We start from the raw sequence: 22,044 nt of genomic DNA on the forward strand, positions 1-22,044 counted from the left end.
TATGAATTGGACAGCCGCATCAAGTTCCGCCATTTGCAGACGCTGATAGAAGTCGCACGCCACAAAAGCGTGAGCAAGGCGGCGGAGGCGCTTCACGTTACGCAACCGGCCGTGACGCGCACAATGCGCGAGCTGGAAGACATTCTGGAGACGGCGCTTGTGGAAAAGGACGGGCGTGGCATCCGGCTTTCCCATGCGGGCGAGATTTTCCTGCGCCATGCGGGCGAAAGCATCGCCTCGGTGCGGCGCGGGCTAGATTCGATATCGCTTGCCTTGAAGGAGGAGGGGCCGCCGCTGCGCATCGGCGCGCTGCCGACGGTCTCCGCGACGGTGATGCCGGATGTGGCGGCGGATTTTCTAGCACTCAGGACCGGCAGCCGGCTGACGGTGGTGACGGGCGAAAACCGCTGGCTGCTGGAGGAGCTTCGCGTCGGCGGGCTCGACATCGTGGTCGGCCGCATGGCCGCGCCCGAGATGATGGCGGGGCTGACCTTCGAGCCGCTCTATAACGAGGAGGTCGTGTTCGTCGTCGCGGCCGATCATCCGCTGGCGGCGGGCCACAATTTTTCCCTGAGCGAGCTGGCGAACTACCCGGTTCTGATGCCGACGCGGGGCTCGGTGATCCGGCCCTATGTCGACCGGTTGCTGCTGACCAACGGCATTGCCGCCTTCCCGACCACGATCGAGACCGTCTCGGACAGTTTCGGCCGCGCCTTCGTTGCCGGCCATCAGGCAGTATGGATCATCTCGCGTGGCGTGGTGGCGTCCGAGCTTGCGGCGGGGCGCTTCCGGGCGCTCGATATCGACATGGCGGAAACCCGCGGCGCCGTGGGACTGACGCGGCTGGCGGGCGTCGAGCCTGCACCGTCGCTCACCCTTCTCATGCAAACGATCCGCGACAGGGTCACCCGCCGCGGATCGTCTTTCGATTGATCAAGCCTGAGGCGATTGATCAGGTCTGAGGCCTGAAAGGGATCAGCCCTTCTTCGGCGGTTCTGCAGGGCCACGGTCGCGCATCATGCGCGGCATGTCCTTCATGTCGATCACGCCGTCGCCATTGCGGTCGAAGCGGGTGAACATGCGGTCGGCCATGACGTTGAACTCTTCCTGGCTGATGAAGCCATCGTCATTGGCATCGGCCCGCAGGAACATCTGGGCCAGGCGTTCACGCGGGTCCATATGGCGGGGGCCCATGTGGTGCATGCCATGCGGACCCTTCGGGCCGTGAGCCCATCCGCCACGCGGTCCATCCATCTCGTCGGGAGCACCCCTCGGGCCGGTATCGGCCTTTTCGGGACCCGGCGGCGGGGGCGGCGGCGGAGCCTTGCCATCAGCCGGCGGCGGTGGCGGAGGCGGTGCATCAGGGCCCGCGCCCGGGCCCGGCATCTTCGCCATGACATCCTTCGCCCAGGCCTTCACCTCGTCGTAGGAAAGCTTCTTGTCGCCATTCTTGTCGATTTCGGCGAAGATCTTCGCCTTGTCGGCGTCGAACTCGTCACGCGTGATCTTGCCGTCCGAATTGGTGTCCAGCATCGCAAAAGCAAACGCCATCGGACCACGCGGCCCCGGCATCTTCTCGCCATTGGCCTGCTGGGCCAGGGACGGTATCGCGGCTGCGCTGACCAGCATCACCGAAGCAATGCCCGCCAGAACCAGTTTTCCCGATTTCATGGTGTCTTCCTCTGTTCAAGTTATGCCCGCGCAGGAAGAGAGGTAAGGACCGATTGTGGCTTTTCATAATGAAAGACGGGAAAGGAAGATTACGTTTTGGTCATGGTCGTTAACGCTCACGTAATGCTCAAGCTGGACTTCGGCGTTGTACCCAGCCTGCTTCCAGCCTCATGTCCTAGCGCGAGCGTCGATCATGTGCTCCAAGACCGGCCTCAGATGGATTGCAGGCTGACCCGTTTTTCCAGCTTGGCGGCGTCTTCCTTTCGCTCGCTGTATCTGTCAGTCAGATAGGCGGAGCAATCGCGCGTCAGCAGCGTGAATTTCATCAGCTCTTCGCAGACATCGACGACGCGGTCGTAATAGGACGACGGCTTCATGCGGCCGTTTTCGTCAAATTCCTGATAGGCTTTCGCCACGCTGCTCTGGTTGGGGATGGTGATCATGCGCATCCAGCGGCCGAGCAGACGGAGCGTGTTGACGGCGTTGAAGCTCTGCGAGCCGCCGGAGACCTGCATGACTGCAAGCGTTTTGCCCTGGGTCGGGCGGATCGCGCCGATGGACAATGGAATCCAGTCGATCTGGGCCTTCATGATGCCGGTAATCTGGCCATGCCGTTCCGGGCTGACCCAGACCTGGCCCTCCGACCACTCCGACAGTTCGCGTAATTCTTTCACCTTGGGATGGCTCACCGGGGCGTCGTCGGGCAGGGGCAGGCCGGTTGGATTGAAGAAGCGGACTTCCGCGCCGAAGCGGGTCAGCAATCGTCCGGCTTCTTCCGCCAGCAGGCGGCTATAGGAGACCTGTCGCAGCGAGCCGTAGAGGATCAGAATGCGCGGCGGGTGGTCGGAAAACGGCGGACGCAGAGCTGCAAGGTCGGGATTTTCGAGGAAGCGCGGGTCGGCGGCGGGAAAGTCAGACAATGCGCTTGCCCTCCGCATCCAGAACCGCCTCGCCATCTTCCTTCACGAACGGTCCCTTGAACGCATCGGCGGGCAAGATGTCGAGAACCACTTCGGACGGGCGCGACAGCCGCGTCCCCATCGGGGTGACGACGAAGGGCCTGTTGATGAGGATGGGATGAGCGAGCATGGCGTCGAGAAGTGCATCATCCGACAGGGCGGGATTGTCGAGACCGAGCTCCTCATAGGGCGTGCCCTTCTGCCGGATCGCTTCACGAACGGTCAGACCTGCATCAGCGATCATTCCGGCCAGTGTTTCGAGGCTGGGAGGCGTCTTCAGATATTCGATGACCGTCGGCTCGACACCGCTCAGGCGGATAAGCTCAAGCGTGTTGCGGGAGGTGCCGCAGGCGGGGTTGTGATAGATGGTAACGCCCATGGTCAGGCCACCTTTCCGTCGGGGTTGGTCTGCATCGGAGCGCAGCAGGGGGCAAGTTGATCGACGAGCGGCTTGCACAGTTCGGCATTGCCGCCACAGCAATCCTTCAACAGGTAGAGAGCCACATCTCTGAAGACATCCAGATTGGCGCGATAGATGATCGAACGGCTTTGGCGCTCGCCCCTGATCAGTCCCGCCTGAACAAGCGTCGCCAGATGCGCCGACATGGTGTTTTGCGGAACGCCGAGACGTCGCGCCAGCTCCCCGGCAGGCACGCCTTCGGGCTCGAACGAGACAAGCAGGCGGAAGGTCTGAAGTCGCGTTGCCTGCGCCAGCGCCGCCAGGGCGGTGATCATGGTTTTTTCATCCATATATCCAGAATAATGGATATATGGATGTTGTCAAGGACCCTGCACTTGACAGGGACTAAGGCGCTAGTGCGCCTCGTCCCAGTTATGTGCGGCGCGGGCGTCTACCTTCAACGGCACTTTCATGTCGATGGCGGGGAAAGCGGCGTGCTCCATGGCCTTGGTGACGACCGCGATCGTCTTGTCGGCCTCGGCTTCGGGCACTTCGAAGATCAGTTCGTCGTGGACCTGAAGCAGCATGCGGGCGGAGAGCTTGGCGTCTTCCAGCACGCCATCCATGCGCACCATGGCGCGGCGGATGATGTCGGCGGCTGACCCTTGAATTGGCGCGTTGATGGCGGCGCGTTCGTTGAAGGCTTTCAGCGACGGGTTGGACGAGCGGATATCCGGATACCAGGCGCGGCGGCCGAAGATGGTTTCGACATAGCCGTGCTCGCGGGCAAAGGTCTTGGTGCTTTCCATGTAGTCCTTGATGCCGGGGAAGCGCTCGAAATATTTCTTGATGTAATCGCCCGCTTCGCCGCGCGAGATGCTGAGCTGGTTGGCCAGGCCGAAGGCGGAAATGCCGTAGATGATGCCGAAATTGATCGCCTTGGCGCGGCGACGCACTTCCGACGGCATGCCTTCGACCGGAACGCCGAACATTTCCGACGCGGTCATCGCGTGAATGTCGATGCCATCGGCGAAAGCGCGGCGAAGCTGCGGGATGTCGGCCACATGGGCGAGAACGCGCAGTTCGATCTGGCTATAGTCGGCGGAGACAAGCAGATTGCCGGGCGAGGCGATGAAGGCCGTTCTGATCTTGCGGCCTTCCGCCGTGCGGACCGGGATGTTCTGCAGGTTCGGCTCGGAGGAGGAAAGCCGGCCCGTCGTGGTGGCGGCCAGCGCATAGGATGTGTGAACGCGCTTGGTTTCCGGGTGGATATAGCCGGGGAGCGCGTCGGTATAGGTCGATTTCAGCTTGGTGAGCTGACGCCAGTCGACGATGCGGCGGGGCAATTCATGGCCTTCGGCGGCAAGGTCTTCGAGAACCTGCGCCGAGGTCGACCATTGGCCGGTCTTCGTCTTCGAGCCGCCGGGCAGTCCCATCTTGCCGAAGAGGATATCGCCGAGCTGTTTCGGCGAGCCGGGATTGAAGGGCTCGCCGGCGAGCGACTGGATCGATTCCTCCAAGGCCGCCGCGCCCTGCGCCAGTTCGCCGGAGAGCCGCGACAGGATCTGGCGGTCGACCGAAATGCCGCGTTCTTCCATCAGCGCGAGAACGGCGACAAGCGGGCGTTCCAGCCGTTCATAAACGCTGACAATGCCTTCGGCGACGAGGCGGGGTTTGAGCACCATCCAGAGGCGCAGGGTCACGTCGGCGTCTTCCGCCGCATAGGCCGTTGCCTTGTCGATCGGCACCATGTCGAAGGTGACGGAGGCCTTGCCGGTGCCGGTCACGTCCTTGTAGGCGATCGGCTTGTGGCCGAGCCAGCGTTCGGACAGCGTGTCCATGCCGTGATTGCCCTTGCCGGCATCGAGCACATAGGACATCAGCATCGTGTCGTCGAAACCGTCGATGACAACGCCGTGGCGCTTCATCACCAGCCAGTCATATTTCATGTTCTGCGCGACCTTCAGCACCGCCGGGTCTTCCAGCAGCGGCTTGATGAGGTCGAGGGCGGCGCGGATCGGGATCTGGCCGGCCAGCAGCCCGCCGCCGCCGAGAAGATCGCCGACGCCGTCCTTGTGGCCGAGGGGCACATAGGCGGCGCGGATATTCGCGCCATCCGGCGATTTGCTGTTATCGGCAATGGCGAGCGAGAAGCCGACGAGTTCCGCCAGCATCGGGTCCAGCGAGGTCGTTTCGGTGTCGAAGCCGACAATGCCGGTCTCGTAGGCATCGGCAATCCATTGCTTCAGCGTGTCGGCATCGCGGATTGCGACATAAGACGATGTGTCGATGGGCTTGCCGGCAAAGGCGGAGGCGCGGGCGGCGGCGAGGTCGGCTGGCTTGAAGCCATCGGCGGGGGCGTCGACGGCTGCGGCCTTGGCGGAGGCAGTCGTTGAGGTGGCCGGGCTCCCAGTCTTGGCGCCCGCTTCGCCCTGATCGAGATCGGGGCCGTGGGCTGCTTCGCCCCATTGCACCGGCACGTTTGCCGGTTCGATTTCGCCCGCTTCCGTGCCGGTCTTTTCGGCGACGCGGCGGGTGAGGGTCGTGAATTCCATCGCTTTCAGGAAGCCGATGAGCTTCGGGCCGTCCTGCGGATGAAGCTCCATTTCTTCGAGGGGCACGTCCACCGGCGTATCGGTCTTCAGCGTCACGAGCTGGCGCGAGATCAGGGCCAGCTCGCGGTTGGCGATGATGGTTTCGCGGCGCTTGACCTGCTTGATCTCCTCGGCGCTTGCCAGAAGCGTGTCGAGATCGCCGAATTCCTCCAGCAGCTGCGCCGCCGTCTTCGGGCCGATCCCGGGAATGCCCGGAACGTTGTCGGTCGAATCGCCGGTCATGGCCTGCATGTCGATCATCTTTTCCGGCGGCACGCCCCATTTCTCGATCACTTCCGGGATCGAGATCTGCTTGTCCTTCATGGCGTCGTACATGTGGACATTGGCGGTGACGAGCTGCATCAGGTCCTTGTCGGAGGAGATGATGGTCACATCGGCGCCGATCGCTTCGGCCTGGCGCGCATAGGTGGCGATCAGGTCGTCGGCCTCAAAGCCTTCCTTCTCGATGCAGGGCAGGTTGAAGGCCTTTGTCGCCTCGCGGATCAGCCCGAATTGCGGGATGAGATCGGCCGGCGGCGGCGGGCGGTGGGCCTTGTATTTATCGTAAAGCTCGTTGCGGAAGGTCTTCGACGAATAGTCGAAAATGACGGCAAAATGGGTGGGCGTCACGCCGACCGAGGTATCGCGCGCGTCGTTCAGGAGCTTCCACAGCATGTTGCAGAAGCCCGAGACGGCATTGACCGGCAAGCCGTCGGACTTGCGGGTGAGTGGCGGAATGGCATGGAAGGCCCGGAAGATGAAGCCGGAGCCGTCGACGAGGAAGAGATGATCACCTTTTTTCATGGCTGAATGGAATAGCGCGGGGCGCGCAAAACGTCCATCGCGGATCGGCGAAAACGGCTCCCGTTGCCAACACTCCTGACAGGCATGTGCAGTGCTGCTTATAGGACACGCGCATTGTCGAATTGCTCTCTGTCAGTTCGGCCAGCTTCCCTAGCGCTGCAGGATTTCGTATCACCGTTTCCGGTGATTGCGAATCTGCGGACGGACATGCGTTTCATGAAGGCGAAGATCGAGCTTTGCGATGGCATTTCCGGGCGGATTGTCGGCATCCTTCTCGTGTTTTTTTCGCTCATGCTGGTCTCGGCATGCGCCAGCCGCCCCGGGCCACAAACGCTCGATCCGCGTGTCGCTAATGTGCCGGGCGCGAAGATCGTCACGCTTTATCTCGCCACCTCTCGCGAGCGGGTCGGGCCCGGTCTCAACAGCTATAACGACACGCCCTCCGAGACGCTGAATTTCGCCGAGTACAAGGTTTCCATCCCGCCGACCCACAAGCCGGGCATGATCGAATATCCGGGTGAGCGGCCCGATCCGCGCACCGCCTTCACCGTTGTCAGCGCTCAAGTGCTCGACCGGGCGACCTTCCTCAGCCGCATCAGCCCGCGGAGCAAAGGCAAGCAGGGCGATCTCGGCATTTTCGTCCATGGCTTCAACACCAACCTCGCAGAAGCCGTCTTCCGGCAGGCGCAGCTGGCGGCCGATGCCAACGATCCCGAGCTTGACGATGTGTCGGTTCTCTTTGCCTGGCCCTCGTCTGGCAGCATTTCCGGCTATCTGGCCGACAAGGCGACCGCGACCGCCTCGCGGGACCAGTTGACCGAACTCCTGGGCATGGCCGTCAAGGCGCGGCCGACCGGCGAAATCACGCTCATTGCCCACAGCATGGGCGGATGGCTGACAAGCGAGGCACTGCGCCAGCTCAAGCTCACCGGCCAGCAGGCTGTTCTCGACCGGCTGAAGGTCGTTCTCGCCGCGCCGGATATCGATGGCATCGTCTTTCTGGCGCAGATGCAGAAGATCGGTCGGATGAAAAAGCCGATGACCATTCTGGTTTCGAAGGACGACATCGCGCTTTCCGTTTCCAGCTTCATTTCGCTTGACCAGATGCGCATCGGCAGCATCGATATCAACAATCCGCGCGCCCAGGCCGGGGCGCGGGAGGTGAACATCCAGTTCATCGACATTTCAGGCGTCCAGACGGACGATACGTTCAAGCATAATCGCTTTGCGTCACTTGCCGCGATCTATCCGGAAATGCGCAAGCAGAGCGAGAAGGGCGGCGATGCGCTGCGGCTCAGCCAGGCCGGCGTTTTCGTCTTCGATGCGGTGGGCCGCACATTGACGGCGCCCTTCGCCATCGGCCGCCGGCTTGCGGCGAAGCAATGAGCGTGGCTCAAGATGCCGCGCCTGCTGTTGAAGCTGTCGGCGTGGCCATCGTCGGCGGCGGCCCTGCGGGTCTTGCCGCAGCGGAAGTTCTGGCGGCGGACGGTTTCGACGTGCATGTCTTCGACGCCATGCCCTCCTTCGGCCGCAAGGTGCTGCTGGCCGGCAAGACCGGGCTCAATCTCACCCATGCGGAAGCCTACGCGTCTTTCGTGACCCGCTATGGCGCGGTGGCGCCGAGGCTGCGGGCAGCACTGGATGCCTTTCCGCCGCTGGCCGTTATCGACTGGGCCGATGGGCTGGGTGCAGCGTGTTTCACCGGCTCGTCGGGCCGGGTATTTCCCAGAGTGATGAAGGCCTCGCCCCTGATGCGGGCATGGCTTGGCCGCCTTGCAGGTCTCGGCGTGCAGTTTCACACCCGCCATCGCTGGACCGGGTTTTCGGATGGGCAGCTCCGTTTCGAGACGCCGCCGGGGCCCAAGCTCGTCCGCTTCGACGCCTGCCTTCTGGCGCTGGGCGGGGCAAGCTGGCCGCGCATGGGTTCGGACGGCACCTGGACATCGATCCTTGCTGCTGCCGGCGTTGAAATCGCGCCGCTGAAACCCGCCAATTGCGGCTTCGATGTCGCCTGGAGCGAGAGCTTCCGTGACCGCTTTGCCGGCGCGCCGCTGAAGTCCGTGACGGCGACGTCGGCGGCGGGCACGGTTCCGGGCGAATTCGTGATCAGCCGGCACGGCATCGAGGGCAGCCTTGTCTATGCGCATTCCGCAGCCCTTCGCGATGCGCTGGAAAAGGACGGGCATGCGGAGCTTGTGCTGGACCTTGCACCCGGCCGCAGCGAGACACGCATAGCCGGCGATCTTTCCCGCCTGCCGGCCAAGGTCAGCTTTTCCAACCGGCTGCGCAAGGCGGCGGGGATCGAGGGAGTGAAGGGCGCGCTGCTGCGCGAAGTCGTGCCCGACATTTCCAGCCAGTCGCCGCAAAAGATAGCCGGCATTATAAAGGCGCTGCCGCTCGCCGTTGCGCGGGCTCGACCGATTGCCGAGGCGATTTCATCGGCCGGTGGCATCCGGTGGGATGCGGTCGATGACGGCTACATGCTGAAGGGCCTGCCGGGCGTCTTCGTTGCCGGCGAGATGATCGACTGGGAAGCGCCGACCGGGGGTTATCTGCTGACGGCCTGCCTTGCGACCGGCCGTGCTGCGGCTGTCGGGATCGCTGCCCGGCTCAGGGGAGCCAGGGCAGAAGCTCGCTCGTCCGGGTCACCGGGGCCTTGATCGGGCCGGGATGCAGCGTCTCGCCGTCGAGAATGCGCTGATAATAGTCGAGATATTTCAGCGCCATCTGCCGGGCGGAAAAGTGGTTCTGCCAATAGGCGTGGATGGCGCGGCGGTCGTAGCGGGCGGGGTCGCGTGCGGCTTCCGCCAGTTCCGATGCGCTGGCCGACAGATATCCCGTTTCCGGTGTGACGAGTTCCGGCAGCGAGCCATAGGGCGTGGCAAAGACCGGCGTGCCGAAATACATGGCTTCGGCGACGGCCACGCCAAAGGGCTCGTTCCAGAGGACGGGGAAGATCAGGCCGCGGGAATGCTTGAGATAGCGGGCCTTTTCCGCATCTCCCACCATGCCGTGAAAGCGGGCGCGCGGGTCAAGCGTCAGGCGAAAGCCCATCTTCAGGTTCAGACGTGTTCCGCCCAGAACCTCGATCCGACCGCCGGCCTTGCGGGCGACGGCGATGGCGCCCTTGACGTTCTTCGCCTTCCAGGCCGCCTTGGCGAGAAAGACGAACGGGCCGTTGCCCGCGCTGAAATCCGGTTCCGGCAGGCCGACCGCATCCATGCCGTTGTGCACAAAGGCGGTCGCATTGTGATTGCGGGCATGGTTGGCGGAAACGAAGATCGAGTTCTGGTGATAGGTGAGCGCCAGGCGCGAGTTGCCATGCACCGTCTGGCAGACCGGCAGGCCGGGATCTTCCGGTACGACGCCGCCGTGATAGTGGAGGATCGAAAGGTCTGCCGGCAGCGCGGACCTGTCTGGGCCTGCGCCATGGGCGGGGCGCACTTCGGCGAAATCGACGCGCGAGCCCGAATGGGCGAAATAGGTGACCTTGTGGCCGAGTTCGATCAGCGCACGACCGAGCCAGAGGACGACGCGTTCCGTTCCACCATAGCGCTCCGGCGGGAGTTTCGCATCGACATAGAGACCGATATGCACGGGGCCTTCCTCCGCAGGGGTCAAAATAAAACCCGGCAGCCGCATGTCCGGCTGCCGGGCTAGATCATCATAAACGGCGCATCAGATCAGGCTGCGCATCACGCCCACGGGCGCGAGGTCGCGGTCTTCTTTTCGTATGCGTCGATGGCCGATGCCTTTTCGAGCGTCAGGCCGATATCGTCGAGGCCGTTCAGCAGGCAGTGGCGCTTGAACTCGTCGATCGAGAAGGAGATCTTGCCGCCATCCGGACCGGTGATTTCCTGGGATTCGAGATCGACCGTCAGAACGGCGTTAGAGCCGCGCGAGGCGTCGTCGAGCAGCTTTTCCAGCTCTTCCGGCGTCACGGTGATCGGCAGGATGCCGTTCTTGAAACAGTTGTTGTAGAAGATGTCGGCGAAGCTGGTGGAGATCACGCAGCGGATGCCGTAGTCGAGCAGCGCCCACGGCGCATGTTCGCGCGAGGAGCCGCAGCCGAAATTGTCGCCGGCAACGAGGATCGATGTGTGGCGGTAAGCGGGCTTGTTGAGGACGAAATCGGGGTTTTCCGAACCGTCTTCCTTGAAACGGGCTTCGGCAAACAGGCCGGCGCCGAGGCCGGTGCGCTTGATCGTCTTCAGGTAGTCCTTGGGGATGATCATGTCCGTGTCGATATTGACGACCGGATAGGGCGCTGCAACGCCGGTGAGCTTGACAAACTTGTCCATGGTCTCGCCTTCAATCGTGTCAGAAACTTTGAAACTGACCTGCCTTTAGAGCAATCCGGCGGCGAATTGAAGGGGAATCTTGCGGAAGCTTGACGCTCCCGCAGAACCCTTGACGACAATTACATGTCGATGATCGTGCCGCGGCCGTCATTCCAGATGCGGACCGGCTGGCGACCATGGGCCTCGCGGCGATCGGCATAGACATAGGCCGGCTGGGCTTTCTGCTGCATGCGCATCGTCAGGGCGCGGCCTGCGAGAAGCACGGTGGCAATGCCCGCGAAGGCGACGACGAGGGACGCGGTGAACAGCGTCGCAAGCAGCGCGACGGCGAGCCCGATGACGGTGAAAACGACTGTCCTGAGCATGATCATTGGGAATTTTCCTTTCAGCTTGGTACTCATTTGGGACGGCAAATGCGTCGACACAAGGGCATGGTTCCAAGATTATGCGCTTGCGAGTGTCGCCGTTCCGCGCCAAATATCGCGTCATGACAGTTTCACATTTCCGCCGCTCCATGCTCTGCCTGCCAGCCTCGAATGCCAAGGCTCTGGCGAAGCTTGCGATTCTTGAATGCGACGCAACAATCTACGATCTCGAGGATGCCGTGGCGCCCGAGATGAAGGCGGCGGCGCGCGACGCGCTGATCGGCCATTTTGCCGCAGGAGCAAAGCCGGGCGTCGAGCATGTCATCCGCATCAATGCGCTTTCGACGCCCTGGGGCGAGGCCGATCTGGAGGCCGTTGCCCGGTGCCGGCCGGATGCCGTGCTGGTGCCGAAGGTGGAAAACGTCTCCGATCTTGCCGCCGTTGCCGCCCGGCTCGATCAGGCAGGGCTCACCGAAACGCGGCTGATGGCGATGATCGAGACGCCGAAGGGCGTGTTGAATGCCGCCGTGATTGCCGAGGCGCATGCGCCGCGCCTTGCCGCGCTCATCGTCGGGCTCAACGATCTGCGCAAGGAAACGAAGGTGCCGCGCGGGCCGGACCGGCATTTGCTGGTGCCGTGGCTCATGCAGGTCGTGCTTGCCGCGCGGGCCTATGGCGTTGCGCCCATTGATTCAGTCTCCAACGATTTCCGCGACCTTGTCGCGTTTGAGACGGAATGCGCGGAAGGCCGGGCCATGGGGTTTGACGGCAAGATGCTGATCCATCCGGCGCAGATCGAGCCCGCCAACCGGCGCTTCGGTCCGTCGGAAGACGAGATTGCAGCGGCCCGCAGGATCGTCGCCGCTTTCGATGCGCCCGAGGCTGCGGGGCAGGGCGCGATCAATATCGACGGCGAGATGGTCGAGCGCCTGCATCTCGAAGAGGCGCGGAAACTGCTTGTGCTTGTTTCATCTTAGAGCGCTTCAGTGTTTCTTTGATACTCCGAAGCGCTCTAACTGTTTGTTTGTACGCAATTCCGGACGCAAAACCGCGAGACAGTTTTGCTGGAATTGCTCTAAGGGGAAGGAAAAATCATGAAACTCTATCGTTTTCTCACAGGTCCCGATGACGCCACCTTCTGTCACAAGGTGACGGCGGCGCTGAACAAGGGCTGGTCTCTGGAAGGCTCGCCGACCTATGCTTTTGACGCGGCGACCGGCACGATGAAATGCGGTCAGGCTGTCGTGAAGAAGGTTCGGGGCAAGAAATACGATCCCGAGATGAAGCTCAGCGAGCAGTAAGGCAGACGAGCTTTACATCCGGCCGCGCGGCGACCAGCAAGGTCGTCTGGTGATAAGACAGCGGCCCCCGTGTCGGGTGGCTGAAATGCCGCTCGCCGCCCTCGCGGCCCAGCACGCTCTGGGCTTTCCAGAGTCGCGCGAAATCCGGGCTCTTCGCCGTCAGGTCGGCGACGAGCTGGCGCATGGCGGCATCGTCCGGATGCCGGTTGAAATCCGCACGGAATTCCGCCGCCAGCCGGCCGGCGCGGTCCTGCCAGTTGCCGATCAGGGTGCGCGCCGTTGCCGACAGGAAAACGAAGGCGAGCAGGTTGCGCTCGCTGGATTGCGGATCGAGCCAGCCGGTGAAGAGTTCGGCTGCAGCGCCGTTCCAGGCGCGTGCCGTCCACAGATGATCGAGCAGATAGGCCGCGCCTGAAAACTGTCCGGGCAGGGCAAGGAGGTCGGCCGGCAGTTCTGTCTCGTCCGGCACGGTCTCATCCGGGTCGCGCTTGCCGGCGAGATCGAACAGCGAGGCGCGCTCGGCGGGCGTCAGCCGCAGTGCTTCGGACAGTCTGACGAGCGCCGGGACGGAGGCTTTCACCTCGCGGCCCTGTTCCAGCCAGGTCAGCCATGTGGCGCTGATGCCGGCGGCATCCGCCAGTTCTTCGCGGCGCAGGCCCGGCGTGCGTCTCCGGCTTGAAGCATTGGGCGGCGGGGCTTGCCGCTCGCGATGGGCGCGGATGAAATCGCCAAGGCGCTTGTTGGTGGAGGCGTCGTTCATGGTGGGTTTTATACCAGGATAAATGCTCATCTTGTACCAGTAGAAAATCCCTGCGAACTGTCCGTTGTCAACCAAAGAAGAGCTTGAGGAAAAGACCCATGTCGGCCAGCACTGATAACAGCCAGAAATCGCATGCGCGTTTCGTCACCGAACAATTCGGCCAGCAGGCGCGCGCCTATCTCGAAAGCGCCGTGCATAGCGCCGGCGAAGATCTCGATATCATGGAGCGGGCGGTCGGCGAGCGACCTGAGGCCATTGCGCTCGACATGGGCTGTGGCGGCGGCCATGTGACCTTCAAGCTTGCGCCGCATGTGGCGAAGATCGTGGCTTATGACCTCTCGACCGACATGTTGCAGACGGTGGCGGGCGAGGCGGAAAAGCGCGGACTTGCCAATGTCGTGACGAAGAATGGCGCGGCGGAGCAACTCCCCTGTCCCGATAACTCCTTCGATGTTGTGGCAACGCGCTTCAGCGCGCATCACTGGCGCGATGTGCCAGCGGGGCTTGCCCAGATGCATCGTGCGGCCAAGCCGGGAGCCTTGGCGCTGTTTGCCGATGCGGTGGCGCATGAAGACCCGTTGATCGACACATGGCTGCAATCGATCGAATTGTTGCGCGATCCCTCGCATGTCCGTGATTTCAAGGTCAGCGAGTGGGAGAGCATGGTCACGGATGCCGGCTTTGTCGTGCGCGAGGTCAAGCGCCTGCGCATCCGGCTGGAATTTGCCTCCTGGATCAAGCGTATCCGTACGCCGGAGGTCAATGCGGCTGCCATTCGCGCGCTGCAACAGCAGGCTCCGGCGGAAGTGGCGGCGCATTTTGCCTTTGAAGCCGATGGCAGCTTCATGCTCGATACGGCCGTGGTGATTGCCGGGAAGGCGTAAGGCTATTTGCGGTGGGCGCGCCTCCTTCCGTCTCCCCGGCTTCAAAGGGGAGATGGCGGCAGCCAGAGGGGGACTTAACCGCGGGCGCCGAGTTTGGCGAGAGAAAGACCCCTCCCCAACCCTCCCCACAAGGGGGAGGGAGAGTGACCGTCGTGCCGCATGACATCCACTCCGTCGAGGTTCCTCCTTCAGGACAACCTCAGTGCGGCACGATATGCGACTTGTGGAAGACATCGTCGGATGGCGGGATGACCTGCCGTTCGATCATGCGGTGAACCTTGGGCGGGCTTGCCCCGCGATGCAGCGCCCGGATCTGGTCGAAGTTCAGCGCATCCGCCTTGGTGCGGCGATGGTTGTGACGGACATAATCGACCCAGGTCGGAGTGTGATAGGTCTCCGTCCAGATATGCGGGTTTTCCAGATCGCGCATCAGCGCCCAGGCCTGCGCGCCGTCGCGAATGCGGATACGGCGGCGCTCCACCATCAGCGACAGGAATTCCCGGACATCGGCATCGGCGATTTCATAATCGATATGGATGGCAATCGGGCCGCTGCGGGGCAGGATCTCGAGGTTCAGGTCCGGTTCGCGGAAGCGGTCGAGCGGGTCGAGATCCAGGTCCTCGAAGACCGGCATGGGCATGAAGAAGCCGATGATCACGCCGCCCGCCGTCACGAGGGCAGCAATGGACAAGGCCGTCCCGCTTCCGGCGTTTTCGGCGACCGCGCCCCAGAGCCAGCTGCCCGCCGCCATGCCGCCGAAGGAGGCGGTCTGGTAGAAGGAGACGGCGCGGCCGACGACCCAGCGCGGCGTCGAAAGCTGGACGATCGTGTTGAAGAGTGACAGCGCCACGACCCAGCAGGCGCCGGCGACGACCGCTGCGAGGCCGGAAATGATGCCGTTTTCGGTTGCGCCCATCGCGGCCTCGGCGAGCGCGAAACCGGCGAAGGAGAGGCGAACGATATTCTCGCTCGTCAGTTTCTCGCGCAGCCAGCCATTGGCGAAGGCCCCGCCGATGGCACCGACGCCGAAGGCACCCAGCAGAAGACCATAGGTCAGCGGGCCGCCCTTGATCAGGTCGCGCGCCACGATGGGCATGAGGGCGAGGATGGCGATGGAGGAAAGGCCGAAGACGAAGCTGCGGAAAAAGACCTTCAAAAGCTTGGGCGACATCGCGACATAGCGAAGGCCGGCGGCGACTGCCGGGCCGATATCCTCGCGCGGCAGGGTGCGGGCCTTTTCCGAGTTCTGCCAGCGGAAGAGCGCATAGATCAGCGCCAGATAGCTTGCCGCATTGGCGGCAAAGGCGGCAGCCGCGCCCCCGAAGGCGACGATCGCGCCGCCCATTGCCGGACCGACGCTGCGGGTCATGTTGAAGCCCATGGAGTTCAGCGACACGGCACCGGCCACATCCTGCCTTGGCACCATGTCGCCGACCGAGGCCTGCCAGGCCGGATTGTTCAGCGCCGTGCCGCAGCCGATCAGGAAGGTGAAGGCAAGCAGCATCCACGGACCGATCCAGCCGAGATAGGCGAAGACGGCGAGAAGGACCGACACGACGAACATGAAGATCTGGGCGAGGAGAATCACCTGCCGGCGCTGGAAATTGTCGGCGAGCGCGCCGGAGAGTATCGAAAACAGCATGATCGGCAGCGTGGTCGAGGCTTGCACCAGCGCGACCATGTTTTCAGATGCCGAAATCGAGGTCATCATCCAGGCGGCACCGACGCCCTGGATCAGGCCGCCGAGATTGGAAATGTTGTTGGCGATCCACAAGTCGCGAAACGTCGTGTTGGAAAGCGGCGCGAAAAGCGGTTTTCTATCGGGCATGGGGCGGAATGCTTTGCTATTGCGGATCGAGTCGTCAGGATGAAGCGAATATAGCCGGCAAGACAAGGCGGACCTATGGCAGAATGTGTCCGGGTTTGGTGAAAAGTGCGGTTCGCGCAATTGGCTTGCATTTTCGCGAAAATCGGCCTATAGCAGCCTCAAATTCTTGATCGGCAGATGAAGAGTGGGTCCGCGAGGTCCCGCTCTTTTTTGTTACCTGCCGGCAAGAGGCATATTCTTCAAGCCTTGGGAAAACGGCCTTGTCCGATACCGAATTCGCGCCAGAAGCGCGTCTGATCACCGAAACGGGTCTTGACCTGCGCATCGCGCAAATGATCGAGCCGCTTCTGCAATCCATGGGTTTCAATCTGGTGCGCGTGCGCCTGTCCGGCCAGAACGGCCTGACGCTCCAGATCATGGCCGAGCGTTTCGACGGCACGATGACGGTTGAGGATTGCGAAGAGGTCTCCATGGCCGTTTCGCCGGTTCTCGATGTGGAAGATCCGATCGAGAAGGCGTATCATCTGGAAGTGTCCTCGCCCGGTATCGACCGGCCGCTGGTGCGCAAGTCCGATTTCGAGAAGTGGATCGGCCATCTGCTGAAGTGCGAGACCTCGGTTCTCGTCGACAATCGCAAGCGCTTTCGCGGCAAGCTGGTGGCAAGCGGCGAAAACGGCTTCTCGATCGAACGCGACCAGCCGGGCTACGGCGAGGAGCTGACGGTGGAGATCCCCTATTCGGCACTGTCCGAAGCGCGGTTGATCCTGACCGACGACCTGATCCGCGATGCGCTGAAGGCCGACAAGGATGCAAAGGCAGCCGCCCGCGAGGCCGCCAACGAGAATGACGAACCCCAAGACGATTGACCGCCGGGCCTGACTATGATGCCCCGGTCCTCAAATGGAGACGAATGAAATGGCAGTGAGTGCGAACCGGCTTGAGCTTCTGCAGATTGCGGATGCTGTTGCGCGCGAAAAGGTCATCGACCGCGAGATCGTTCTGGCCGCAATGGCCGACGCGATCCAGAAGGCGGCCCGCTCCCGCTACGGCACGGAGAGCAACATCCAGGCCGACATCAATCCGAAGACCGGCGAAATCCGCCTTCAGCGTCTTCTGGAAGTGGTCGAGAAGGTCGAGGACTACGCGACCCAGATCGCACTGGAACTGGCCCGCGACCGCAATGTCGACGCCAAGATCGGCGACTTCATCGCCGACCCGCTGCCGCCGATGGATTTCGGCCGCATCGCTGCCCAGTCGGCCAAGCAGGTCATCGTGCAGAAGGTGCGCGAAGCCGAGCGTGACCGTCAGTTCGAAGAATTCAAGGACCGCATCGGCGAAATCGTCAACGGCACCGTCAAGCGCGTCGAATATGGCAACGTCATCGTCGATCTCGGCCGTGGCGAAGGCATCATCCGTCGCGACGAGATGATCCCGCGCGAAACCATGCGTTACGGCGACCGCGTCCGCGCCTATGTCTACGACGTGCGCCGCGAACAGCGTGGTCCGCAAATCTTCCTGTCGCGCACCCATCCGCAGTTCATGGTCAAGCTCTTCACCATGGAAGTGCCGGAAATCTACGACGGCATCATCCAGATCAAGTCGGTGGCCCGTGACCCGGGTTCGCGCGCCAAGATCGCCGTGATCTCGAACGACTCGTCGATCGATCCGGTCGGCGCCTGCGTCGGTATGCGCGGTTCGCGCGTTCAGGCCGTTGTCGGCGAGCTTCAGGGCGAAAAGATCGACATCATCCCGTGGTCGCCGGATCCGGCGTCCTTCATCGTCAACGCCTTGCAGCCGGCGGAAGTCGCCAAGGTGGTGCTTGACGAGGATGCAGAGCGCATCGAAGTCGTGGTTCCGGACGAGCATCTGTCGCTCGCCATCGGTCGCCGCGGTCAGAACGTTCGTCTGGCTTCGCAGCTGACGGGCTGGGACATCGACATCATGACGGAGGCCGAGGAATCGGAACGCCGCCAGAAGGAATTCAACGAACGCTCCAAGCTGTTCATGGATGCCCTCGACGTCGACGAAATGGTCGGCCAGGTTCTCGCCTCGGAAGGCTTCGCCCAGATCGAGGAAGTGGCCTACGTCGATCTCGACGAAATCGCTTCGATCGACGGTTTCGACGAAGAGACGGCTCAGGAAATCCAGAACCGCGCCCGCGACTATCTGGAACGCCTCGATGCCGAACTCGACGAAGAGCGCAAGACACTTGGCGTCTCCGACGAGCTGCTTTCCATCGACGGCATGACCCGCAAGATGCTGGTCGCGCTCGGCAAGGACGGCATCAAGACGATGGAAGACTTCGCTGGCTGTGCAGCCGACGATCTCATCGGCTGGTCGGAGCGCAAGAACGGCGAGACGAAGAAGTTCCCGGGCCTGTTCTCCGACATGGAGGTTTCGCGCACGGAAGCTGAAGCGATGGTCGTTCAGGCCCGCCTGGCTGTTGGCTGGATCACCGAAGAGGATCTTGCCACCGAAAGCGACGCCGAAGCGCTTGATGAAGCCGGCGACGCCGAGCAGGACGCCTGATTTCAGGCTTCCTTCAAAAGGTAAGGGCCGTTCATGATGGAAGATGAGGACATTTCTGAATTGAACGGCCGCCAATGCATCGTGACGCGCGAAAGCGGATCGGTCGATGACCTGATCCGCTTCGTGGCTGCGCCCGACGGAACCGTGGTGCCGGACCTGAAGCGCAAGCTTCCCGGTCGTGGCTGCTGGGTGAAGGCCGAGCGGGCGGTGCTGGAAAAGGCGATTGCGAAGAACCTCTTTGCCCGCGCCCTGAAGGTCAAGGTCGTCGTGCCGGAGGGTCTCGCCGATCAGGTGGACCATCTCATGGCTGCCGATCTGGCCGGCATGATCAGCATGGCGCGCAAGGCCGGCGAGTTCGTTTCGGGCTTCGCCAAGGTTGATAGCGCCGTGCGTTCCGGCAAGGCGATTGCCGTGCTTCATGCCCAGGATGCCGCTGATGACGGCGTGCGCAAGGTGGGGCAGGCGCGCAAGGCATTTCACATGCTTGCCGAGACAGACGAGGAAATTCCTGCCTACAGGCCGTTTTCTGCCGAAGAAATGGTCAAACTGATGGGCGAGAACGGCTTTATTCACGCAAGTGTGCTTGCAGGAAAGGCCGGAGAGGGTGTAGTGAAGCGCGCAAGACTGCTTGAGCGCTTCAGAAGCCTCGGCAATGCAAGGGAGAAGGGTTCAGGTGCCCTGATGAACAAGTGTTGAAAGTCCCGGCGCACGCCGGTTTGCGAAATCCCATTATCGAAGATTAAACGACCGGATCGGTGAAGACGATTCCGTACCCGGTCCTTGAGGAACTGGAACGGAATGACAGACAACAAAGACGACAAGACCGGCATGGCTGGCAAGAAGACGCTTACCCTGAAGCCTTCCGGCTTCAACCAGGGGACCGTCCGCCAGGACATGGGTCGGGGTCGCACCAAGGCCGTTGTGGTCGAAACGCGCAAGCGTCGCATCAACCGCCCCGAAGACGAAAAAGTAATCACACCCGTACAGCAGACGCAGCCGGTCGCAGCACCGCGCCAGCCGGAATCGCAGACGCGCACCCAGCAGCCCGTCGCGCCGCCGCCGCAGGCTCGCCCGCGTCCCGTCACCGTGCTCAACGATCTCTCCGCCGGCGAGATGGAAGCCCGTCGCCGCGCGCTTGCCGAAGCCCAGATCCGCGATGCGGAAGAAGCCAAGCAGCGCGCCGAACTGGAAGCCCGCCGCAAGGTCGAGGAAGCCGAGCGTCTTGAGCGCGAGCGCATCGAGGCGGAAGCCCGCGCAATCGAAGAGGCCAACCGGCCCGTCGTTGAAGAACCCGTCGCCGAGCCCGAACCTGTTGCAGCCCCGGCTGCCGCGGCACCGCGCGCCGGCCAGCCTTCCGGTGGCCAGACCCGCCGCACGGCGCAGCCTGAGCCGGTCGCGCCGCGTCCTGATGCACGCGCGCCTGCAGCTGCAGTCGTTGCACCCCGCGGTCGCCGTGGCGCTGACGACGAAGAAGAAGAAAATCGTGGTGGCGCTCGTCCGGGTGCTCCGCGCGGCAAGGTCGCAGGTCCGGCTCCGGCCAAGGTTCCTGCCCGTCCGAAGGCCGATGACGGTCGCCGTCAGGGCAAGCTGTCGCTGAACACGGCGCTGGACGAAGACGGTTCGCAGCGTGGCCGCTCGATGGCCGCCATGCGCCGCCGTCAGGAGAAGTTCCGCCGCAGCCAGATGCAGGAAACGCGCGAAAAGGTCATGCGCGAAGTCATCCTGCCGGAAACCATCACCATTCAGGAACTGTCGCAGCGCATGTCCGAACGCGCCGTCGACGTTATCAAGTACCTGATGAAGGAAGGCCAGATGATGAAGCCGGGCGACGTCATCGACGCCGACCTTGCAGAACTCATCGCCTCGGAATTCGGCCATACCGTCAAGCGCGTCTCGGAATCGGACGTTGAAACCGGCATCTTCAATGTCGAGGACAACGAAGCCGCGATGACCTCGCGTCCGCCGGTCGTCACGATCATGGGTCACGTCGACCACGGCAAGACCTCGCTGCTCGACGCCATCCGCAATGCCAATGTTGTCAGCGGCGAAGCCGGCGGCATCACGCAGCATATCGGTGCCTACCAGGTCGAACATAACGGCCAGAAGATCACCTTCATCGACACCCCCGGCCACGCCGCCTTCACGGCCATGCGTGCTCGTGGTGCCCAGGCAACCGACATCGCGATCCTCGTTGTGGCCGCTGACGACAGCGTCATGCCGCAGACGATCGAATCGATCAATCATGCCAAGGCCGCCGGTGTTCCGATCATCGTGGCGATCAACAAGATCGACAAGCACGAGGCGAAGCCTGAAAAGGTTCGCCAGCAGCTGCTGCAGCACGAAGTCTTCGTGGAATCGCTCGGCGGTGAAGTGCTCGACGTCGAAGTGTCGGCGAAGAACAAGATCAACCTCGACAAGCTGCTCGAAGCGATCCTTCTTCAGGCCGAAATTCTCGACCTCAAGGCCGATCCGGAGCGTACCGCAGAAGGCAGCGTCATCGAAGCCCAGCTCGACCGTGGTCGTGGTTCGGTTGCGACCGTTCTCGTCCAGAAGGGCACGCTGCGTCCGGGCCAGATCATCGTGGCCGGCGATCAGTGGGGCCGCGTTCGCGCCCTCGTCAACGATCGCGGCGAACATGTGAAGGAAGCGGGTCCCGCCATGCCGGTGGAAATCCTCGGCCTTCAGGGCACGCCGCAGGCCGGTGACCGTTTCGCCGTTGTCGAAAACGAAAGCCGCGCTCGCGAAATCTCCGAATATCGTCAGCGTCTGGCGCGCGACAAGGCGGTTGCCCGCCATGCCGGTTCGCGCGGTTCGCTCGAACAGATGATGACGCAGCTCCAGACTTCGGGTCTCAAGGAGTTCCCGCTGGTCATCAAGGGCGACGTGCAGGGCTCGATCGAAGCCATTGCCGGTGCGCTTGAAAAGCTCGGAACCGACGAAGTGCGTGCGCGCATCGTCCATTCGGGTGCCGGTGCCATCACGGAATCGGATATCTCGCTTGCTGAAGCCTCGAACGCCGCCATCATCGGCTTCAACGTTCGTGCCAACCCGCAGGCCCGCGATGCGGCCGAACGGGCCGGTATCGAGATCCGTTACTACAACATCATCTACGATCTGACGGATGACGTGAAGGCGGCCATGTCCGGTCTTCTGTCGCCGGAACGTCGCGAGACCTTCCTCGGTTACGCCGAAATCCTCGAAGTCTTCAACATCACGAAGGTCGGCAAGGTTGCCGGTTGCCGTGTTACGGATGGCAAGGTGGAACGTGGCGTCGGCGTGCGCCTGCTGCGCGACAACGTCGTCATCCACGAAGGCAAGCTCAAGACGCTCAAGCGCTTCAAGGACGAAGTCTCGGAAGTCAACATGGGTCAGGAATGTGGTATGGCCTTCGAAAATTACGAAGACATCCGCGCCGGCGACGTCATCGAATGCTTCCGCGTCGAGCACATCACCCGCACGCTCTGATCGAGCCAAGGGTCCAGATCTCGAAAATGGCGGCTTCGGCCGCCATTTTTGTTTTGGGCCTAGAGTATCCGTGTTGATCAAGCGGTTTTTTGTGTCCATTTGCGGTTGCTTTTGAGCAGTGCGTTTGCGAGGACGACGAGCTTTCGCATGATGGCGGTGATGGCGACCTTTGGTGCTTTTCCG

The 22,044-nt window shown here is 62.6% G+C and carries 20 protein-coding genes and 1 pseudogene; 10 read left to right on the top strand and 11 right to left on the bottom strand.

Going from position 1 to position 22,044, the window contains the following annotated elements; all coding sequences use genetic code 11:
* Positions 1 to 6: 6 nt before the first annotated feature.
* Positions 7 to 933 carry a pca operon transcription factor PcaQ gene (gene pcaQ / locus LQK84_RS17685; RefSeq protein WP_230830044.1) on the top strand — a complete coding sequence of 309 codons (927 nt, stop codon included), beginning with the start codon at positions 7 to 9 and terminating at the stop codon, positions 931 to 933.
* A 42-nt stretch (positions 934 to 975) separates the two neighbouring features.
* Here the strand turns inward: pcaQ and LQK84_RS17690 are convergent, their stop codons facing one another.
* From LQK84_RS17690 to polA, 5 genes are all read right to left on the bottom strand, one after another.
* Positions 976 to 1,671 (bottom strand): EF-hand domain-containing protein, encoded by a 696-nt coding sequence (locus LQK84_RS17690; protein WP_230830045.1) that lies wholly within the window; start codon positions 1,669 to 1,671, stop codon positions 976 to 978.
* Positions 1,672 to 1,883: 212 nt separating this feature from the next.
* The gene (arsH, locus tag LQK84_RS17695) at positions 1,884 to 2,609 is read right to left on the bottom strand and encodes an arsenical resistance protein ArsH (protein WP_230830046.1); all 726 of its coding nucleotides are present in this window, start codon (positions 2,607 to 2,609) and stop codon (positions 1,884 to 1,886) included.
* Positions 2,584 to 3,009, bottom strand: coding sequence for an arsenate reductase (glutaredoxin) (gene arsC, locus LQK84_RS17700; RefSeq protein WP_230830047.1), 426 nt, complete (start codon positions 3,007 to 3,009; stop codon positions 2,584 to 2,586). Before arsC ends, arsH begins: the two co-directional genes overlap by 26 nt.
* A 2-nt stretch (positions 3,010 to 3,011) precedes the next feature.
* The gene (locus tag LQK84_RS17705; RefSeq protein ID WP_230830048.1) at positions 3,012 to 3,380 is read right to left on the bottom strand and encodes an ArsR/SmtB family transcription factor; all 369 of its coding nucleotides are present in this window, start codon (positions 3,378 to 3,380) and stop codon (positions 3,012 to 3,014) included.
* 63 nt (positions 3,381 to 3,443) lie between these two features.
* Complete coding sequence (gene polA, locus LQK84_RS17710) at positions 3,444 to 6,428, bottom strand: DNA polymerase I (RefSeq protein ID WP_230830049.1); 2,985 nt, start codon at positions 6,426 to 6,428, stop codon at positions 3,444 to 3,446.
* A 207-nt stretch (positions 6,429 to 6,635) separates the two neighbouring features.
* Here polA and LQK84_RS17715 point away from each other — a divergent pair, with 207 nt between their 5' ends.
* A complete protein-coding gene (locus tag LQK84_RS17715; protein WP_230830050.1) occupies positions 6,636 to 7,814 on the top strand; it encodes an alpha/beta hydrolase in 1,179 nt (392 codons plus the stop codon).
* The gene (locus LQK84_RS17720) at positions 7,811 to 9,088 is read left to right on the top strand and encodes a TIGR03862 family flavoprotein (protein ID WP_230830051.1); all 1,278 of its coding nucleotides are present in this window, start codon (positions 7,811 to 7,813) and stop codon (positions 9,086 to 9,088) included. Before LQK84_RS17715 ends, LQK84_RS17720 begins: the two co-directional genes overlap by 4 nt.
* On the opposite strand, the gene LQK84_RS25255 is transcribed toward LQK84_RS17720, so the two are convergent.
* The 3 genes from LQK84_RS25255 to LQK84_RS17735 form a co-directional block, all read right to left on the bottom strand.
* Positions 9,039 to 10,025 (bottom strand): glycosyltransferase, encoded by a 987-nt coding sequence (locus LQK84_RS25255; RefSeq protein WP_230830052.1) that lies wholly within the window; start codon positions 10,023 to 10,025, stop codon positions 9,039 to 9,041. The genes LQK84_RS17720 and LQK84_RS25255 overlap by 50 nt on opposite strands.
* A gap of 98 nt (positions 10,026 to 10,123) precedes the next feature.
* Entirely contained in the window at positions 10,124 to 10,729 is a 606-nt protein-coding gene (gene leuD, locus LQK84_RS17730) for a 3-isopropylmalate dehydratase small subunit (RefSeq protein ID WP_230830053.1), read from the bottom strand.
* 119 nt (positions 10,730 to 10,848) lie between these two features.
* On the bottom strand, positions 10,849 to 11,100 hold the full coding sequence (locus LQK84_RS17735) for a hypothetical protein (RefSeq protein WP_230830054.1): 252 nt from the start codon (positions 11,098 to 11,100) through the stop codon (positions 10,849 to 10,851).
* 116 nt (positions 11,101 to 11,216) lie between these two features.
* Here LQK84_RS17735 and LQK84_RS17740 point away from each other — a divergent pair, with 116 nt between their 5' ends.
* On the top strand, positions 11,217 to 12,071 hold the full coding sequence (locus LQK84_RS17740; RefSeq protein WP_230830055.1) for an HpcH/HpaI aldolase/citrate lyase family protein: 855 nt from the start codon (positions 11,217 to 11,219) through the stop codon (positions 12,069 to 12,071).
* A gap of 117 nt (positions 12,072 to 12,188) precedes the next feature.
* Positions 12,189 to 12,395, top strand: a complete 207-nt coding sequence (locus tag LQK84_RS17745) for a DUF1737 domain-containing protein (protein ID WP_230830056.1) — start codon at positions 12,189 to 12,191, stop codon at positions 12,393 to 12,395.
* On the opposite strand, the gene LQK84_RS17750 is transcribed toward LQK84_RS17745, so the two are convergent.
* Positions 12,382 to 13,155: a helix-turn-helix domain-containing protein gene (locus tag LQK84_RS17750; RefSeq protein WP_230830057.1), complete on the bottom strand. Its 774-nt coding sequence runs from the start codon at positions 13,153 to 13,155 to the stop codon at positions 12,382 to 12,384. The genes LQK84_RS17745 and LQK84_RS17750 overlap by 14 nt on opposite strands.
* Positions 13,156 to 13,253: 98 nt before the next feature.
* On the opposite strand from LQK84_RS17750, the gene LQK84_RS17755 reads away from it, so the two are divergent.
* Complete coding sequence (locus LQK84_RS17755; protein ID WP_230830058.1) at positions 13,254 to 14,039, top strand: class I SAM-dependent methyltransferase; 786 nt, start codon at positions 13,254 to 13,256, stop codon at positions 14,037 to 14,039.
* Between the two features lie 199 nt (positions 14,040 to 14,238).
* Here LQK84_RS17755 and LQK84_RS17760 read toward each other — a convergent pair whose 3' ends face one another.
* Positions 14,239 to 15,867 carry an MFS transporter gene (locus LQK84_RS17760; RefSeq protein WP_230830059.1) on the bottom strand — a complete coding sequence of 543 codons (1,629 nt, stop codon included), beginning with the start codon at positions 15,865 to 15,867 and terminating at the stop codon, positions 14,239 to 14,241.
* Positions 15,868 to 16,127: 260 nt separating this feature from the next.
* Between LQK84_RS17760 and rimP the strand changes: the two genes are divergently transcribed.
* The 4 genes from rimP to infB all read left to right on the top strand — a co-directional run bounded on the left by rimP (position 16,128) and on the right by infB (position 21,861).
* Positions 16,128 to 16,733: a ribosome maturation factor RimP gene (gene rimP / locus LQK84_RS17765; protein ID WP_230830060.1), complete on the top strand. Its 606-nt coding sequence runs from the start codon at positions 16,128 to 16,130 to the stop codon at positions 16,731 to 16,733.
* Positions 16,734 to 16,782: 49 nt separating this feature from the next.
* Positions 16,783 to 18,396 (top strand): transcription termination factor NusA, encoded by a 1,614-nt coding sequence (gene nusA, locus LQK84_RS17770; protein ID WP_230830061.1) that lies wholly within the window; start codon positions 16,783 to 16,785, stop codon positions 18,394 to 18,396.
* Between the two features lie 33 nt (positions 18,397 to 18,429).
* Positions 18,430 to 19,092: an RNA-binding protein gene (locus LQK84_RS17775; RefSeq protein ID WP_230830062.1), complete on the top strand. Its 663-nt coding sequence runs from the start codon at positions 18,430 to 18,432 to the stop codon at positions 19,090 to 19,092.
* A gap of 102 nt (positions 19,093 to 19,194) precedes the next feature.
* Positions 19,195 to 21,861, top strand: coding sequence for a translation initiation factor IF-2 (gene infB / locus LQK84_RS17780; protein WP_230830063.1), 2,667 nt, complete (start codon positions 19,195 to 19,197; stop codon positions 21,859 to 21,861).
* 77 nt (positions 21,862 to 21,938) lie between these two features.
* Here infB and LQK84_RS17785 read toward each other — a convergent pair.
* Positions 21,939 to 22,044 (bottom strand): annotated as a pseudogene (locus LQK84_RS17785) (IS110 family transposase); the annotation flags it as partial.

Origin of the sequence: Rhizobium sp. C4 (assembly GCF_021026315.1) — a bacterium.
Lineage (GTDB): Bacteria > Pseudomonadota > Alphaproteobacteria > Rhizobiales > Rhizobiaceae > Ensifer_A.

Bases quoted from the DNA above. Each gene is read 5' to 3' on its own strand.
- LQK84_RS17690 (WP_230830045.1), bottom strand. From the start codon at position 1,671: ATGAAATCGGGAAAACTGGTTCTGGCGGGCATTGCTTCGGTGATGCTG.
- arsH (WP_230830046.1), bottom strand. From the start codon at position 2,609: ATGCGGAGGGCAAGCGCATTGTCTGACTTTCCCGCCGCCGACCCGCGC.
- arsC (WP_230830047.1), bottom strand. From the start codon at position 3,009: ATGGGCGTTACCATCTATCACAACCCCGCCTGCGGCACCTCCCGCAAC.
- LQK84_RS17705 (WP_230830048.1), bottom strand. From the start codon at position 3,380: ATGGATGAAAAAACCATGATCACCGCCCTGGCGGCGCTGGCGCAGGCA.
- polA (WP_230830049.1), bottom strand. From the start codon at position 6,428: ATGAAAAAAGGTGATCATCTCTTCCTCGTCGACGGCTCCGGCTTCATC.
- LQK84_RS17715 (WP_230830050.1), top strand. From the start codon at position 6,636: ATGCGTTTCATGAAGGCGAAGATCGAGCTTTGCGATGGCATTTCCGGG.
- LQK84_RS17720 (WP_230830051.1), top strand. From the start codon at position 7,811: ATGAGCGTGGCTCAAGATGCCGCGCCTGCTGTTGAAGCTGTCGGCGTG.
- leuD (WP_230830053.1), bottom strand. From the start codon at position 10,729: ATGGACAAGTTTGTCAAGCTCACCGGCGTTGCAGCGCCCTATCCGGTC.
- LQK84_RS17735 (WP_230830054.1), bottom strand. From the start codon at position 11,100: ATGATCATGCTCAGGACAGTCGTTTTCACCGTCATCGGGCTCGCCGTC.
- LQK84_RS17740 (WP_230830055.1), top strand. From the start codon at position 11,217: ATGACAGTTTCACATTTCCGCCGCTCCATGCTCTGCCTGCCAGCCTCG.
- LQK84_RS17745 (WP_230830056.1), top strand. From the start codon at position 12,189: ATGAAACTCTATCGTTTTCTCACAGGTCCCGATGACGCCACCTTCTGT.
- LQK84_RS17750 (WP_230830057.1), bottom strand. From the start codon at position 13,155: ATGAACGACGCCTCCACCAACAAGCGCCTTGGCGATTTCATCCGCGCC.
- LQK84_RS17755 (WP_230830058.1), top strand. From the start codon at position 13,254: ATGTCGGCCAGCACTGATAACAGCCAGAAATCGCATGCGCGTTTCGTC.
- LQK84_RS17760 (WP_230830059.1), bottom strand. From the start codon at position 15,867: ATGCCCGATAGAAAACCGCTTTTCGCGCCGCTTTCCAACACGACGTTT.
- nusA (WP_230830061.1), top strand. From the start codon at position 16,783: ATGGCAGTGAGTGCGAACCGGCTTGAGCTTCTGCAGATTGCGGATGCT.
- LQK84_RS17775 (WP_230830062.1), top strand. From the start codon at position 18,430: ATGATGGAAGATGAGGACATTTCTGAATTGAACGGCCGCCAATGCATC.
- infB (WP_230830063.1), top strand. From the start codon at position 19,195: ATGACAGACAACAAAGACGACAAGACCGGCATGGCTGGCAAGAAGACG.